The organism is Arthrobacter sp. efr-133-R2A-120, assembly GCF_030209835.1.
GTDB lineage: Bacteria > Actinomycetota > Actinomycetes > Actinomycetales > Micrococcaceae > Arthrobacter.
In genome coordinates, this window is sequence record NZ_JARVRF010000011.1 from 187,761 (window position 1) to 204,158 (window position 16,398).

General features: G+C 63.2%; 15 protein-coding genes. 14 read left to right on the forward strand and 1 reads right to left on the reverse strand.

What is annotated here, in order from left to right; all coding sequences use genetic code 11:
- Positions 1 to 48: 48 nt before the first annotated feature.
- Both QRN52_RS07645 and QRN52_RS07650 read left to right on the forward strand, forming a co-directional pair.
- Complete coding sequence (locus QRN52_RS07645) at positions 49 to 1,251, forward strand: CaiB/BaiF CoA transferase family protein (protein WP_284752130.1); 1,203 nt, start codon at positions 49 to 51, stop codon at positions 1,249 to 1,251.
- A 94-nt stretch (positions 1,252 to 1,345) separates the two neighbouring features.
- Positions 1,346 to 2,215: an SDR family NAD(P)-dependent oxidoreductase gene (locus tag QRN52_RS07650; RefSeq protein ID WP_284752131.1), complete on the forward strand. Its 870-nt coding sequence runs from the start codon at positions 1,346 to 1,348 to the stop codon at positions 2,213 to 2,215.
- A 348-nt stretch (positions 2,216 to 2,563) separates the two neighbouring features.
- On the opposite strand, the gene QRN52_RS07655 is transcribed toward QRN52_RS07650, so the two are convergent.
- A complete protein-coding gene (locus tag QRN52_RS07655; RefSeq protein WP_284752132.1) occupies positions 2,564 to 3,928 on the reverse strand; it encodes an MmgE/PrpD family protein in 1,365 nt (454 codons plus the stop codon).
- 152 nt (positions 3,929 to 4,080) lie between these two features.
- On the opposite strand from QRN52_RS07655, the gene QRN52_RS07660 reads away from it, so the two are divergent.
- The 12 genes from QRN52_RS07660 (at position 4,081) to QRN52_RS07715 (ending at position 16,398) form a co-directional block, all read left to right on the forward strand.
- Positions 4,081 to 4,857: an enoyl-CoA hydratase/isomerase family protein gene (locus tag QRN52_RS07660; protein WP_268022272.1), complete on the forward strand. Its 777-nt coding sequence runs from the start codon at positions 4,081 to 4,083 to the stop codon at positions 4,855 to 4,857.
- Positions 4,854 to 5,957, forward strand: a complete 1,104-nt coding sequence (locus tag QRN52_RS07665; protein ID WP_284752133.1) for a Gfo/Idh/MocA family protein — start codon at positions 4,854 to 4,856, stop codon at positions 5,955 to 5,957. Before QRN52_RS07660 ends, QRN52_RS07665 begins: the two co-directional genes overlap by 4 nt.
- 94 nt (positions 5,958 to 6,051) lie before the next feature.
- Positions 6,052 to 6,903, forward strand: coding sequence for an alpha/beta fold hydrolase (locus QRN52_RS07670; RefSeq protein ID WP_284752134.1), 852 nt, complete (start codon positions 6,052 to 6,054; stop codon positions 6,901 to 6,903).
- Complete coding sequence (locus tag QRN52_RS07675; protein ID WP_284752135.1) at positions 6,900 to 7,802, forward strand: HpcH/HpaI aldolase/citrate lyase family protein; 903 nt, start codon at positions 6,900 to 6,902, stop codon at positions 7,800 to 7,802. The genes QRN52_RS07670 and QRN52_RS07675 overlap by 4 nt, the downstream gene beginning before the upstream one ends.
- Positions 7,803 to 7,816: 14 nt before the next feature.
- On the forward strand, positions 7,817 to 8,650 hold the full coding sequence (locus QRN52_RS07680) for an SDR family NAD(P)-dependent oxidoreductase (protein WP_284752136.1): 834 nt from the start codon (positions 7,817 to 7,819) through the stop codon (positions 8,648 to 8,650).
- Between the two features lie 387 nt (positions 8,651 to 9,037).
- A complete protein-coding gene (locus QRN52_RS07685; RefSeq protein ID WP_284752137.1) occupies positions 9,038 to 10,219 on the forward strand; it encodes a sugar ABC transporter substrate-binding protein in 1,182 nt (393 codons plus the stop codon).
- 58 nt (positions 10,220 to 10,277) lie between these two features.
- The gene (locus QRN52_RS07690) at positions 10,278 to 11,828 is read left to right on the forward strand and encodes a sugar ABC transporter ATP-binding protein (RefSeq protein WP_284752138.1); all 1,551 of its coding nucleotides are present in this window, start codon (positions 10,278 to 10,280) and stop codon (positions 11,826 to 11,828) included.
- Between the two features lie 2 nt (positions 11,829 to 11,830).
- Entirely contained in the window at positions 11,831 to 12,916 is a 1,086-nt protein-coding gene (locus QRN52_RS07695) for an ABC transporter permease (RefSeq protein WP_284752139.1), read from the forward strand.
- Between the two features lie 3 nt (positions 12,917 to 12,919).
- Entirely contained in the window at positions 12,920 to 14,134 is a 1,215-nt protein-coding gene (locus tag QRN52_RS07700) for an NAD(P)/FAD-dependent oxidoreductase (protein WP_284752140.1), read from the forward strand.
- A complete protein-coding gene (locus QRN52_RS07705) occupies positions 14,131 to 14,910 on the forward strand; it encodes an SDR family NAD(P)-dependent oxidoreductase (RefSeq protein WP_284752141.1) in 780 nt (259 codons plus the stop codon). The genes QRN52_RS07700 and QRN52_RS07705 overlap by 4 nt, the downstream gene beginning before the upstream one ends.
- Positions 14,911 to 14,932: 22 nt before the next feature.
- On the forward strand, positions 14,933 to 16,141 hold the full coding sequence (locus QRN52_RS07710) for a cytochrome P450 (protein ID WP_284752142.1): 1,209 nt from the start codon (positions 14,933 to 14,935) through the stop codon (positions 16,139 to 16,141).
- A 44-nt stretch (positions 16,142 to 16,185) separates the two neighbouring features.
- A complete protein-coding gene (locus tag QRN52_RS07715) occupies positions 16,186 to 16,398 on the forward strand; it encodes a ferredoxin (protein ID WP_234754914.1) in 213 nt (70 codons plus the stop codon).

A 16,398-nucleotide genomic window follows, 5' to 3' on the forward strand; every position in this document is an offset into this window, starting at 1 on the left:
CCGGCGCACCGACGCGTCGGCCACAAGCAACAAGGAGCAGCATTCACCATGTATCACATTGATAAGCGAGCGCTCAGCGGCCTGAAAGTCGTAGAGTTCGCCCACGTCATCGCCGGCCCCCTCGCCGGAACACTTCTCGCCGACCTGGGCGCGGACATCGTGCACGTCGAGGATCCGGGGCGCGGGGACCCGCAGCGCAACGCCGGACCAGCCAAAGACGGAGTGCATTTGTGGTGGAAGGTGGCTGCCCGCAACAAGCGCTCCGTCACCCTCAACCTGCGCACCGAGGAAGGCCGCGACCTCGCACGCAAACTTGCAGTATGGGCGGACGTCGTGATCTGCAACTTCCGCGTGGAAACCCTGGAGAAATGGGAGCTTGACTTCACCTCGCTTAACAAGATCAACCCCAAGTTGATCATGCTGCAGGTCACTGGCTTCGGAAACTCGTCTTCCAAGCGGAACTCGCCCGGCTTTGGCAAAGTGGGCGAGGCGATGAGCGGGGTGGTCAACATCACCGGATTCCCCGACGGACCACCAGTGCACACAGGCTTCTCCCACGGCGACTCGGTCACCGGGTTGATGGGCGCGTACGCGATTCTGGCGGCCGCCTACCGCAAGAACAATGACCCGGACTTCCAGGGTGAGTGGATCGATCTCGCGCTCTACGACGGACTCTTCCGCCTGGTCGAATGGCAGGTCATCTTCTACGACCAGCTGGGCGAGAATCCGACCCGGGCCGGCAACCAGCTCGCGGCCGCCCCCGCCGCCGTCATCAACACCTACATGACAAAGGACGACCGCTGGATTACGGTCACCTCGGGCACGCCCCGATCGGTGCAGAACGTGGCCACCTTGGTGGGCGAACCCCTGGAGGACTACGCCACACCGGCCATGCAGGTGCAGCACCGTGAGCGGCTCGATGAGCTGGTGCGCCAGTGGATCAAGGCGCACACCCTCGATGAGTGCGTTGCCGAAATGGACCGTCTCGAAGTCGTCGCCTCCCCGATCTACACGGTCGAGGACATCCTCAAAGACGAAACGTACCGGGAACGCGAGAACGTGATTGAGATCGAGGATCCCGACCTGGGCCCCGTGCGCATGCAGAATGTTTTCCCACGCCTCACCAACCACACGGGCAAGGTATGGCGGACCGCCCCCTCGCTGGGTGAGCACAACGACAGTTTCTATGCCGAGGACCTCGGCATCAGCCCGGACGGCATCGCAGAACTACGCGCCGCCGGCACCATCTAACAAAGCGACAACTTCTGCGCCGCAGGTGGCTGCCTCCCGGGGGCGCAGATGCTTGCCCTTCGTATTGAAGTGTTGAACTCAAAGGAGAGCCCGAATGAACACCACAGGCCAGACACCGAACAGCGATAGCCTCGAGATTCCCGAATTGCCGGAGGACCGGCGACTAGAGGGACGGACAGCGATCGTCACTGGAGCGGGCTCGGCCGGAACCATGGGCGGCACCGGGTCGGACATCGCTCTGTTGTTGGCGTCGCAGGGGGCGAACGTCGTTGTACTGGACGTCTCGGAAGACCGTGCACGACACACGCTCGAAGCCATCGAGCGAATCGGTGGGCGCGCCTACGTCCATACTGCAGACATCACCGTCAAGGCGAACTGCGAAGCGGTGGCGGCCCGTGCCCTCGACGAGTTCGGCGGAATCGACATCCTGGTCAACAATGCAGCCATTGCGCCCGGTGAGCAGGAGAACCTCGAGTCGATGTGGGATGCCATCATCGCCCTCAACCTGAAGGCCCCCAAGCTCATGTCGGACGCCGTGCTTCCGCACATGAAGGCGGCCGGCGGTGGCTCCATCATCCACATTTCGTCAATCGCCGGCTTTCGCGCCGGGGGCGGCATCGGCTACTCGGCGGCGAAAGGCGGCCTGATTGCCATGGCCAAGGCGCAGGCATTCGAGTACGGCCAAAGCGCGATACGGGTCAACACCGTCGCACCCGGGCATGTCGCGATTCCCATGGGCCTGGGGTTCAAAGGCTGGGATGGAGGAGGCACGGACCGCATGCGATCCCGACGCGCGAAGGCCACCATGCTTGGCACAGAAGGCACAGGCTGGGACGTCGCTTTCGCGGTTCTCTATCTGGCCAGCGACGAGTCGCGCTATGTGACGGGGCACACGATCCCAGTCGACGGCGGCACGACTGCGACGATGCCGATCATGTTGGCCGCGCAAATCGAGTCCGCGTAGGTCACCGACAGTCGAGGAAATCGTTGATGAGTGCCGCCGAGCAAAAGTCGCCCGTGTCACTGTGCCCGGTGAGCGCCATCGGCCTCGTTCCTGACACGGACTGAGCTTGGCCAGACGGTCATCGAGGGACGATATCGACCGTCCCCTGATGCCTCGGAGCAATACATTCGGAGCAATACATTCAGGGGCTAAATCGATGCCGGACATGGAAGGCCCCGGAAGGTTCAGACCTTCCGGGGCCTTTTTGACGCCCATGAGGGGTTCTGCTTTGCACTATTGCAGGGCCGCGCTCGTCATATGTTGGGTGACTATTCGCCCTTGCTATCCCTGGCCGGTTTGAACGCCGTCTCAGCCGCGCAACGCGTTTGTGATAACTGCGGCGTCTGGGACTGAAGAGATGGAGCGGATGTCGCACAGTACGCGTTCGGCCAACTCTGCGTTGAGAACCCTTCCGGCTCGTTCGAGGAAGAGTTCATCAATGCGGTCCGAGCCTGGCTGGAGGATTTCGGGGCGCCGGCCCGCGATTCGCAGCTCCCGCCCGTCGTCGAGCCGGGCTACGATTTCGACGGCGTCCGCTTCGTTTTGACGCAGGCTCACCAAGGCTGCCAGGTCGGCCGCCCGGGCATCCGCGCCTGCCTCGTTGAAGTAGCGGGGATCGGTAACCGGTCGGCCAAGCAGCGCTGCGGCGAGCGTGAAACGTGCGGACATCTGACGTTGCAGCATGGTTTCGAAGGGTCCTTCTGCGCCTACCCCGGCACTACCGGTGCCGTTGGCCGGGGTGTTGGGCCGGGAAACCACCAACTCGCTGATCGTCGCACCTGTTAGCGCCGGGGCCAATTCGCCGGCCAGTTCAAGGGTTTCCTGATTCTGCAAGCAGACGGCAAACTTTTTGCTGCCCAGACGCGTGATGGCCGGCTCCTCGGAGCGGAGGCCCAGACCCGCGACGTTTGGCTGTTCACCCGCATACACTGCGAAGAAGCCGTATGGACCCTCCAGCGCATTCGGACTTGCCGCGGCGCCGGCCATCGCGAGCTTAGCTGCAAGCAAGCCGTTTCTCGCACCAAGACCGGCATGGGCAAGGGGCTCAATGGTGCCGCTGACAAAGCCCTGATTGCTGCCGGCCGCGGAGTTGCTGGCGATGCTCAAAGCCGTGGCAAGCTGATTGGCGCCTGCGCCGAAAATGTACGCCGCGGCCGCCGCTGCACCGAATGGACCCATGATCCCGCTGGGACGGTACTTCCGGGCGCTCAAGCCGCCCGGAACGATCTCCCCGAGGATACCGACGGCCTCGTAGCCCGCGATCACGCCGCGAGCGAAGCGCTCACCGCTTACGCCAGCCGCATCAACGGCCGCCAAGGCAGCCGGAATGATGTAGGTGCCGGGGTGGCTTCCCTCTACGTAACCGCCGGGACCGCAATCTTCCTGCAAGCACGAGTGCGCGGCGATGGCGTTGACGAAGGCCGCTGCGGCGGGGGAGAGCCGGTTGCGCCGACCCAATACCGTGGAGGCGCCCGATTCGGAGGAGACGGCTCGTAAACCTGCAGCAAAGGCCTCGAACTCGGTCCCGGTCAGCGCCACCCCGATACCGTGCAAAAGCCGGTCACTGACGGCGGTGGACAGGGAGGTGGCGAGGGGGCTGTCCGCGACGTCGAGGACCGCCTCTGCGACTTGGCCCGACAGACCGGTACGGGTGAGAGAGTGGGGCATGGTCATATTCGGCTCCTATGCATTTGCCAGCCGGCATCGATGTCGAGAATTTGGAATCAAAACCGTCTAATGATGACTATGAATATAATCAAGGGTAGCAGTTTGGGTGGCTGATGCCTATATTGGGAGCAAAAGACCGGCATGGAGAGGCAGGATCAATGACCTTCGAGCACCCACACTGGGAACGAATCAGCATCACTCACGACAATGGGGTCACCGAAATGCGGTTTCACACAAACGGCGGATCCTTCGTCTGGGATGCCCAGGCCCACACTGAGCTCACCGAGGCTTTCGATTGGGTCGGCAAGAACCATGCCACGAAGGTGCTCATCCTGACGGGCACTGGCGATGTGTACTGCACTGAGCTGGATGTGACGAGTTTTACCCGCCACAGCTGGGACTACATCTGGTGGGAGGGGCGCCGGATGTTGCGGAACCTGAACGACGTCGAAATCCCGATCATCGGGGCCGTCAACGGCCCGGCCCTCATCCATTCCGAGATCCCCGTGATGGGCGACATCGTCCTCGCTGCCGAGCACGCCGAGTTTGCCGACAAGGCACACTTTCCCCTGCGTGACACCATCCCGGGCGACGGGGTGAACCTCGTGTGGGGTGAACTGCTCGGGCCCACCCGCGTCAAGTACTGGCTGCTCACCGGGTCCGTCATTGGCGCCGAGGAGGGAAAGCAGATCGGGTTCATCAACGAGGTACTGCCCGCAGAGAAGCTCATGGACCGCGCCTGGGAGATTGCCAGGGATCTGGCGCGCCGAGACGTGGCGATGCTGCGCTACGCCAAGGCCGCGGCATCCATCGGGTTCCGGCGCAATTTCAACGAGGGCCTCAGCCATGGTCTCGGCGTCGAGGGCAGCGGTCACTGGTATATGGGTGGGCTGAAGGCTGGCCAGCTGTCGGGTCACGAAACGCCCCGTCCGTGACTGGCGACCTCGGTGTCGGAATTGTCGGTGCCAGCATCAGCGGCGGATGGGCCCAGGAATCGCACATTCCAGCCGTTCTGGCGACGCCGGGAGTGGCGCTTCGCGCGGTGTCAACAACGCGACGCGCTACTGCCGACGCCTCGGCCGAACAATTTGGTGCACGACGCGCCCATACGAGTGCCACCGCTCTCGCCACTGATACCGACGTTGACCTCGTTACGGTCGCGGTGAAAGTCACAGAGCACTTTGAGTCCGTCACGGCCGCCGTGTCAGCCCGGAAAGACGTCTACTGCGAGTGGCCTCTCGGGGTGAATACCCAGCAAGCCAAGATCCTGCGGGATCACGCGGTGCTGGCCGGCGTCCGCCACATCATCGGCCTGCAGGCGCGGCAGCAACCCGCAGTTCAGCTACTTCGCGAGTTGGTCGACGGCGGCCGGATCGGCCGGGTGCTGGCAGTGCATGTCTTGTCAGCCGGCATGGGTCTTGGCGCGCCGGTGCTGGCACGCGGCAAGGAATGGGTTGCCGACGAGCGAAACGGTCTGTCAGCCCTGACCGTGCGTACCGCCCATACCCTTGATGCCGTGCAGTTCGCAGTCGGGCGGCTCGCCGGGATATCGGCAACGGTTGGCGTGGCCACCCCGAAGGTGGCAATCGAGGGCGAGAATCGTTGGATAACCAAGACCGCGGCCGACCAAGTGGCAATCGAAGGAGCGCTCGCAGGCGGGGCGACATTGTCGGGACTGTTTGTTCTGGGAGTGCATGCGACCGGGATGCCCCTGATGACGGTCTATGGCTCGGAGGGCACGCTGGAGATTGTGCCGGACCGCCCTGACGGCCAGATACAGATGGCACGGTTGAGCCTGGTCGAGACGCGCAGTTCGGGGGAGCGGTCGGTCCTGCCGTCCCCCAAGGAACCGCCCGGCGCTGACGGCGAGCCGCTGGCCGGGCCAGCTGCCAGCGTGCGGCGGATGTACCGGGCGATAGCGGCCGGGACCGCAGACGGTGACGTCCCCGACTTTGACGACGCAGTGCGTTTGCACGAGCTGCTTGATGTCGTCCGGCGTGCTGCCGCTTCGGGGTGTTGGCAGGGTGTGGTCTGAAGGGGTGACAAATATCCGATTCATACATATAGTTAGGATGGAATTGCTGGTCTGCCGGGCGTGTTGAGCCCGGACTAACTCAAAGAGGAGCACTGTGACTGCGCACGAGTATCAAGAAGGCCGGGCCAGGGTCAACGGCCTGGACATCCATTACCTGGAATGGGGCAAGCGCGGGAACCAGCCGCTGGTGATGGTGCATGGTTTGAGCGTCACCGCCCACACCTGGGATCCGATCGCGCGCCGTCTTGCGGAGAAGTACCACGTCATTGCCCCGGACCTGCGCGGTCATGGGGAGAGCAGCTGGTCCCCGCAGGGCTACGCGGTGCGGGCGTTCGCCGGTGATGTCACCGGGCTGCTCGGGCAGATGGGCATCGGACCCTATTACCTTGTCGGGCACTCCAACGGGGTGCGTGTCTCGATCGCGATCGCGGGGGAGAACCCCGGGCAGGTGCGGCGGATGGCGTTATCGGATGCGGGGCCGGCGACCAGCGTGGAGGGTGCGCGGTTCATGCGGGACTTCATCGCGCGCAACACGAACCTGCGCGGCTTCCGTGACGAGAACGAGGTGCGCGAGTTCTACCTGGCGCAGCACCCGGAGTGGGTCGAGGAGTTCATCGACCTGCACGTGAAGTACCAGGTGCGCCGGAACTGGGCGGGCAAGCTGGTGCCCAAGGCCGACCCGGACCTGCAGTGGATCACCGGCTCGGTGAGCCTGCCCGACGTCGAGTACCTGTGGGAGATGTCGGCGAAGGCGGCCATGCCGACCCTGTACATGATCGGGCGCACCAGCAACGTCCTGGACCAGCCCATCATCGACCGTCTTCAGCAGGTCATGCCCGACGTGCGGGTCGAATGGTTCGAGACCGGCCATTACATCCCCCGCGAGCAACCCAAACAATTCACCGACTCCCTCCTGGACTTCTTCGCGGAAGGCGAGCAACGATGAGCACAACCTCCACAGACCTGACCGCGCGCACACCGCGCCAGGAATATGCCAGCATGATCAGCCTCATCGAGGTCCCGGTGCTCAACGAGAAGTATTGGTCCAAGGTTCCGGAGGTCGCGGCCGACGGAATCATGCTCGACCTCGAAGACTCTGCTACCCCCGAAAACAAGGAGCGCGTACGCGAACGGGTCATCGAAGTGCTCGCAGACATCGACTACTTCGGCGGGCGCCGCATCATAGTCCGCAGCAACAACATCGGCTCGCCCTGGGGGCGGGCTGACCTGGAGGCACTCGCCGCCGTCGACCCGGATATCGTCATCTCCTACCCGAAGGTCGAAACGGTCGAGGAGCTCGACGAGGTCGTTGCGATCATGCGTGGCGCAGGCAGGGTTCACCCACTTCATGTGATGATCGAAACCGCCCGCGCGCTTATTGAGCTCGACCGCATCGCGGCGCACCCGGCCGTCGTCGGCCTGCACTTCGGATACGTCGACCTCGCCGCCGACATCGGCTCACGGCCCTTCGGCGCCGACGGCATGCTCTCGTCGCTGACCAGCGGGTACGCACGCGCGAAGATCGCCGCCGCAGCTGCCGCCTACGGGCTGTGGGCAACCGGAGGCTCGCTGATCCCCGAGTACAAGGACCTTGAGAAGGTCCGCGCATTTATCCAAACGTGGTCCGATCTCGGCTTCACCGCCTGCATTGCGGTCTCGCCCGCCCACCTGCCCATCATCAATGAAGTCATGCGCCCCTCGGCCGCCGAGGTGGATCGGGCGCGCCAGGTGTGCGATGTGTACGAAGAGACCGCGGCTAGGGGTGAGCCGGCTGCTGTGCTCAACGGCCGGGTCATCACGTTGCCCGATTACAGGGTAGCCAGGCTCGTCCTCGAACGCGCATAAGCGGGGCGCGAAGCATGACGGAGAACTTCCAGGGCCGCGTAGCCGTAGTCACGGGTGCCGGCCGCGGGCTTGGTGAGGCAGTGGTTGGTCGCCTGGTCGGAGCGGGTGCGCGGGTCGTCGTCGTGGATCGTGAAGGCGACGACGCCGCCGCGGTCGCCGAGCGGTATGGTCGCCAGGCAATCAGCGTGCAGGCGGATGTGTCCACAGAGGCGGGCGTCGAGCACTACATCTCAGCCGGCCTTGATGCCTTCCACCGCATCGACATGTATCACCTGAACGTGGGCATCGTCGGCAGCCCGGCGCGCCTCGTCGACCTCAGCCTGGACGATTTCCGTCACGTCATGGACGTGAATGTCATCAGCACCTTCCTCGGTATTCGCGCCGCACTTCGCCAGTTCGAGTCGCAGGGAGGCGGCGGAACAGTCCTCGCTACATGTTCGATCGCCGGGACGCACGGTAGCCATGACATCATCCCTTACCAAGCGTCCAAGGGCGCCGTACTGTCGCTGCTGCGCGGTTCGGCGATGTACGGAGCACCGATGGGCGTCCGGGTTAACGGGCTCGCCCCCGGTCTCATCGCCACACAGCAGGCATTTGACGGCGTCCTCATCGATGCGGTGCAGGAAAACCTGCTCCGCCGGGGCGGCACCGTGCCCCTTCGCCGCGCGGGCCGGCCCGGCGAAATCGCCGATGCCGCCGCATTCCTGCTCTCCGACCGGTCCAGCTATATCACGGGACAGCTTCTCTACGTCGACGGCGGAGCCTCCCAGGTTTGCAGCGTCCGGGGCGCGGGCGGCGCGGGAATGTGGGATACCGCGCCGATCGATGATTACGTTCGTGGTCGATGACCGATGGCGGGACGCGTTGCCCTGTATGCGGACCGGGGGCGGGTGCGAAAGCATCCGCCCCCGTTCCTTTCGGGACGAGCTGCAAGGCATCCTGGCGATTCGGGGCCGGGGACGAGTCGAGGCGGGACCGGATCCGGTGCAGCTTGGTGGGCTCCCTCGATGTCCTCTGTTGGGCTGGCGGGCGCCGCCGCATCACGCATTTCCCGGTCCCTGTATCTGCTCACAAAAGGCCCGTGACGCAGCTCATATAAAACCCGTGACGAAGATCATATTCATGTGTATAGTTGTCACAGTAGGTATGAATGCGATGGTCTCAGGAGGCCACCGCTACGCCCAATCAACCATAAGGTCAACCCCGCTGTTGACGCCCGAACGATGGAGTTCGTAATGGACAAGGAACTGAAACGCGCATCCGGCTTCCCAGCCGACACCCGGGGTAGAAACAGCCCCGTCCGCAAGCTCACGTTGGGCATTGCGGTGACCGTGTCGGCACTGCTTATGGCCGGATGTGCAACGGGTGGCGGCGCGCCGGATGCAAAGGGCGCCACCACCGCCGAACTGGCGGCAGTCAAAGCGGTCGCCGACGCACATGTCGCGGCGCCCACGACCCTGAGCCAGAGTATTCCGCTCAAGGGAACGTTGCCTGCGCACGGGAAGATCATCTACCTCAATAGCGGCCTTCCGGCGACGACTCTTATGGTTGACGCCGCACACAAGGCCGTCGATGGCATCGGCTGGACCTTCGAAGAGCTCGCCTACCAGGGCTCGAACCCCGCCACCCTCCGCTCCGCGTTGCTGACCGCCCTCGCGAAGGGCCCCAACGCGGTCCTGATTAGCGGCGATCCCGTCTCCGCGTATGGTGAAGACGTCATCCAGCAGTACAAGGACGCCGGCATCCCCCTTATTGTCGGCTCGGTGTGCCCGCTCCAGCCCGTTGGCAGCATCATTCAGGGAGCGCTCGGCTGTGATGCAGAAGCAGCCGCAGGGAAGACGCTGGCCGATTGGTTCATAGCTGACTCCAAGGGCCTCGGACAGGTGCTGTTCGAGAACATCCCCGCCATCCCTTCCCTTGAGGCCTTCGTGAAGTCCTTCAAGCAGGAGGTCACTGACAAGTGCGCAGCGTGCGGCGTGCAGATTCTGGAGTCCACGCTGACCCAGGTAAGCGCAAACCAGGTCGTCCCGACGGTCGTGAACACCCTCCGTTCCAAGCCCGACATCAACTACGTCTTCTTCGACAACGCACAGTTCTCCAAGGGGATCACGGCGGCGCTCAAAGCCGCGGGACTGAACGGACAGGTCAAGATCGGGGGCCGTTCAATGGATCAGGGCGCCCAGGGCGGACTTACGGATGGATCCCAGGTCGCCTGGACCGCCTTTTCCTACCCCGTTGCCGGGTACTCCCAGGTTGATGCCGCCCTGCGCGCCATCACCCACAGCGACGGTCTCGACAAGGTCTCCTTGCTGCCGTTCCAGCTTGTCACCCAAGAAAGCGTCAAAGGCACCAGCGTGCCCTACAACTACCCCACGGGTGCTCTGGAGCAATACCTCAAACTGTGGGGCGTCAAGTAGCACCCGGCGCGCAAGCCAAGCCCAGAACATTTGACCGAAGGAAAAGAAGGGACTCTCCATGACAGCGCCAACAGCGGTGATGGCTCCTGCGATCTCGATCGCGCATGTGTCAAAGACTTTCGGACCAAGGACGGTGCTCCACCCCCTCGAACTGAACCTGGTTCCCGGAGAGATCCACGCGCTGCTGGGCCAGAACGGGTCGGGAAAATCGACGCTCATCAAGGTCCTCGGTGGCTATCATGCCCCCGACCCGGGTCGCGGGGAGGTCTTGATCGCCGGAAAGCCCCTGGACTTCGGCTCCACGAAGAGTGCGCACGAACTCGGGCTCCGAATCGTCCACCAGGACCTCGGGCTCGTCTCTGAAAGCACTGTGCTTGACAATCTGGCCATCGGGGCGGGCTTTCCGACGAGGTTCGGCACGATTCGTCGTTCGCAGGCGCGTCGGGAAGCGGCCCAGGCGCTTGCAGCGGTCGGGCTGGACATCAGTCCGGCCAAGCGGGTTGCGGAGCTCTCTGCCGCTCAACGCACGGGGGTCGCCGTCGCTCGCGCACTGAGCCGGCACGGCGGAAAGGTGACCGTCCTCATTCTCGATGAACCCACGGCGACCCTCCCGGCACGCGAGGTGGCTCACCTGCATGAGATGGTGAAGACGGCGGCCTCACAAGGTGTGGCAATCCTTTATGTGACCCACCATCTCGATGAGGTCTTCCGTCTCGCCGATCGGGTGAGCGTGTTGCGAGACGGTCACATTGTGCTCACCAGGGACGTCGTGGATGCACCACGTGAGGACATCATCCACGCACTTGTCGGCGGAGCTGTCGAGCCGGTACGGCGCGAGATCACCGACGTTCCTTCGGAAAACAGCCGGCCGGTCCTGACGGTATCGGGGCTGCAAGGAGACGCACTCGAAGGGGTGGATTTCGAAGTGCGCCCGGGCGAGATCGTCGGCATTTACGGTTTGACCGGCTCGGGGAGGGAATCGCTTCTTGGCACCATCTTCGGGGCGAGGGAACGCGAAGGCGGTGATGTTCGCGTCGATGGGGCCCAGCTTGCCGGCCGGCCGGCGTCGGCCATCAACAAGGGAGTCGCCTATCTCGCTCCCGATCGCAAGCGCGGCGGTGGCCTGATGGAAATGACGGCGTGCGAGAACCTGACGCTACCGGCAATGAAGAAGTTTTTCCGGGGCGGTCATCTGCGGATCAGGGCCGAACTCACCGAATCCAGCCAGTGGATGGACCGGCTCGCGGTCCGGCCAACGGGAGCCGTGAAGGCTCCGCTGGCAAGCTTCAGCGGTGGTAACCAGCAGAAGATCCTGATCGGCAAGTGGATGCGCATTTCGCCGCGTGTCATGCTCCTGGACGAACCGACCCAGGGAGTGGATGTTGGTGCCAAGGCCCAACTGCACCGTTACATCATGGATGCCAGCGATGCCGGAGCCGCCGTTGTCATCAGTTCCACGGACGCAGAAGAGATTGCCACCGTGTGCGATCGCGTCCTCATTATCCGGTCAGGGGTGATCACCGAACAGCTCACCGGAAGTGACATTTCGGTGGCCGAACTCGATCGCAGAGTTCTCCGTTCCAATGAATCAAAGGTTGAAACCTCATGAAAGTGACAGGAAGAAAGTTCTCGCCCGGCTTGGACAGGTTCAGCGGCCTCTACCTTTGGGGTCTGTTCTTCGTGCTGTTCTCGTTCATGGCGCCTCGAACGTTCCCCACCATGAACACGGTCCATCTTCTGGCGTCCACGGAGGCCATCGCGGCCATCGTGGCGCTGGCGTTGCTAGTGCCAATGGTCACCGGCCAGTTCGATCTGTCCATCGGGGCCATTGCGAACTTCTCCGGCATCCTCGCCGTCATTGTGCAGACGAATGGTCTGCTCGACCCGGTGGGGGCAATCCTCCTCGGGACTGCGGTGGGAACCGTGATCGGCATGCTGAACGGTTTTATAGTGGTGAAGCTGAAGATCGATTCGTTCATTGCCACCTTGGCGATGGGATCGATTCTGGAGGCATTCCTGGTGATCGTGACCAACAACCGGGAGCCGCTGCCGGTTGACAATGAATTCTTTACCGGTCTGACTCAAACGAACATCTTCGGGTTCCAAGCGGTGTTCTTCTATATGATCGTCATCGCTCTCATCGTCTGGTGGCTCCTTGAGCGCACACCGGCGGGACGCTACATGCGTGCCACCGGCTTTGACCGTGAGGCAGCCCGGCTGTCGGGTGTACAGGTCGACAAGTGGTCATTCCTGTCGCTGACGATTTCAGGGACGATTTGCGGGTTCGCCGGCGTGCTTTTCGTGTCGCTGACCGGTCCCTCCCTCGGTTTCGGGCCTTCCCTGTTGCTCCCTGCCTTCGCGGCTGTGTTCCTCGGATCCACCCAGCTGGTACCGGGCCGGCACAACGTCTGGGGTACAGTGCTCGCCATCTTTGTGCTGGCCACCGGCGTGCAGGGCTTGCAGCTGGTTTCGGGAGCGCAGTGGGTCGCCTCGATGTTCAACGGTGTTGCACTGATCGCAGCCGTTGGCCTGGCTGTCGTCCGCCGCAAGAAGCTGTCACGGCCGAAAAAGGAGAAGTCGAAGGGCAAGAACCAAGGCGGCGGGTCCCTCTCGGCATCAACGCAAACACACGGCACGCAGGGCTCCTCGTCTGCCCACCACGCCGGGCAAGTCTCCGAGAAAAGGGTTGAGGTCTGAGACATGAAAACAATCGTCATAGCCGGATCGTCAGTTGCGGGCCTGAGCGCTGCTCGCGAGCTCCGTCAGGGAGGTTTCGGCGGGCGCCTCCTCACGGTTGACCGCGATCCCCAGGTGCCGTATCGCCGCCCCGAGGTCTCGAAGGGACTTCTCTCCGGGGCGCTGCCCGCCGGGAAGGTCGCCATGGGGTGGGCGGACGAACTGCGCGCCGAACGCATCAGCGGGGGGTTGGAGGGCCTCGACCTGGAGCGGCGAACAATTCGCGGGATACATGCCGACGGCCGGCCCTTCGCCGAGCAGTACGATGGCCTCGTGATTGCAACAGGCACAATGGCGCGCCCGTCACCGTTCGCCAAGCTCGGCGGTGTCCACTCCCTGCGCACCTGGGCGGACTCCCACAACATGCGCGGGGACCTGGCCGAGGCCCAGCGTGTCGTCATCGTGGGCGGCGGATTCATCGGACTTGAGGTTGCCTCCGTGGCCCGCAAGCTGGGGAAGGAGGTCACCGTCATTGAACCAATGCAGGCGCCACTTGTTCACATTCTTGGGCAGACCTTCAGCGCCGCGCTACAGGCGAAGCATGAGAATGAGGGCGTTCGTTTCGTTCTCGGACAGACCGTCCGCGAGCTGGAAGGGCACGAGTCGGGATCGATCCGGCGGGTTCACCTCTCAAACGGCGATTCACTGGACGCCGATGTTGTGCTCGTTGCCATCGGGTCTGTTCCCGCTGTTGACTGGCTTCTTGACAGCAGTCTCGACGTCGAGCGTGGTTTGGTTTGCGATACGACGTGCTCGGTAGCCGGCACGGAAGATGTCGTTGCCGCGGGTGATATCGCGCTATGGCATAACCCGCTCTACGAACGCCTCATGCGCGTCGAGCATTGGACGAACGCCGTCGAACAGGGCACCTATGCGGCCAAGCGGTTGCTTGGCACCCATGACGCTGGCGGTTTCGTCAGCGCACCCTACTTCTGGTCTGAACAGTACGGGAGCCGTATCCAGAGCATCGGATCAAACCTTGGGCATGACCAGGCCGTCGTCCTTGACGATGATCCAGAGCGCCTTTTCGTTGCGTATCTGAAGGAGGGCAGGCTTCTGAGCGTTGCGGGAATGGCTGCTGGAGCGTCGATATTCCAGTTCCGGAATCTCGTGCTTGCACGAGCGCCCATCCATGATGTGAGGGCTCATTTCGCTTCGCTCCGTCAACCGGCCTCATGACGATGGCGCTTCATCCTGCCCTCGAAGGCACCGTCGCGCTGGTCACCGGCGCAGCCCAAGGCATCGGCTTGAGCATTGCGGCCGGTCTGCGCGCACAAGGGGCGCGTGTTGCACTCATTGATATTCAAGAGGAGCTGTTGGCAGACGCCGTCGCGAGTCTTGGCGGGGAAAGCCAGGATGTACGCCCCTACGCCGTCGATCTGGGCGACCTGAAGCAGGCCGCAGGGGTGCCCGACAGGGTCGCTGCGGACTTCGGCTCGCTTGACATCGTCGTCAACAACGCCGGACGCAGGGGAGTGCACTCCTTCGAGGACTACCCGCTCGACGATTGGCAGCGCACGCTCGACCTCAACCTGACCGCCCCGTTTCTCATCGCCCAGGGAGCGGTGCGCGCCATGCTAAGCAGCGGTCGCGGCGGCTCCATCGTGAACGTCACCTCCGTGGCGGCCGACCTTGCCTTCAAGAACCGCTCGGCCTACAACGCATCCAAAGCGGGCCTCGTGATGCTCACGAAGTCGATCGCCGTCGAATTGGGGGGACGCGGCATCCGCTGCAACGGCGTCGCGCCGGGGATTGTCGAAACACCGATTAACGCCGAATACCTGCGCACCGGACCCGAATCTGCGGCGATCATCGCGGGAACGCCAACCGGAAGCTGGGGACAACCGGAGGACGTGGCAGCTGCGGTCGTCTTCCTCTGTACGCCCGCGGCCCGCTTCATCAATGGAACGATCATCAATGCCGACGGCGGCTGGACCGCAGGCAAGGGCTACTGACCCATTCACGAAAGGAGCCGTCATGGCATCAACGAACGAGACAGCGACGCTGCGGAAGTTCCCGTTCCAGAGGGACTGGCCGCTGAGCCAGCCCCCCGAAATGGCCGAAGTCCGCAAGATCGAGCCCATCAGCAAAGTGCAGCTTTGGGATGGTTCAACGGCTTGGCTCGCCACGCGATACGCCGACATCAAACAACTGCTCAATGACCGGGCACTGTCCTCGGACACCTTGCGCCCCGGATTTCCGCAATCGAGCGAAACGGCCGCCTCATTCCGAAAGGGCCAGCGCGTGTTCGCGCGCATGGACCCGCCCCAACACGACCAACACCGCCTCATGCTGACCGCGGACTTCATGATTCGCCGGGTACGGGAGTATCGCCCCTACCTCGACGCCATGATCGATCAAATATTCGACGAGATGGAGGAAACCGGCGGCCCGGTCGACCTGGTTCAGAGCTTGGCACTGCCGGTTCCGTCCCGAGTGATCACAAAGCTGCTTGATCTCCCGGCCGAAGACAGCGCCTTCTTCCTCGACCGCGTCCAGACAGCAATGAGCCTGGACAGCACCCCGGAAGAATCGCAGCAAGCCGGCGCCGACACGCTGGCCTACTTCGCCCGGGTCATCGAAGAACGCTGGGACAGTGAAGCCGATGACCTGATCAGCCGGCTGGTGCGCGGCAGGGTGCGAACGGGGGAACTCACTGCGGAGGAACTGCAACACATGTTGCACCTGATCCTCGTGGGCGGCTTCGACACCACCGCCAACATGATCGCGCTTGGCACTCTCGTCTTCCTGGAAAATCCGGACCAGATCCAGACGTTGCGGGAGAATCCCGATCTGGTTCCGGGTGCCGTGGAAGAACTGCTGCGCTACCTCAGCGTCGCCCACCACGTCGCGTATCGTCAGGCTGCCGCTGACACATCCATCGGCGGCGTCGACATCCGCGCCGGCGACGGGGTGATCGCCCCCATCATGGCGGCCAACCATGACCCGGAGGTCTTCGCGGACCCAGAAAAGTTCGACGTCACGCGTGACGCACGGCGTCACCTCGCCTTCGGTTACGGTGTGCACCAGTGTCTCGGTCAACCCCTGGCCCGCGTCGAGTTGCAAGCCGTCTTCGCCAAGATCTTCGAGCGGTTCCCCAACCTTCGACTAGTCGAAAAGATCGAAAACCTCGAATTCCACAACTCCATCATTTACGGCGTCGAGTCAGTCCTCGTGGACTGGTAACCGAGCCATACGGACATGCAGCACATCCAGAGAGGACACAAATCATGGCAAACAAGACAATTGAGGTGCTCCACGAGCGCTGCATGGGCGCAGGAAACTGCGTCGAAGTAGCGCCGGACTTCTTTGACCAAGACCCCATGGACGGTACGGTCATCCTGCTCCACCCACAGGTTGCGCCCGGCGACGAGGCGGTTGTCGAGAAGGCAGCTAACGTGTGCCCCGTTGCGGCAATCATCCTTCATTCTGCCGCAAGCTAA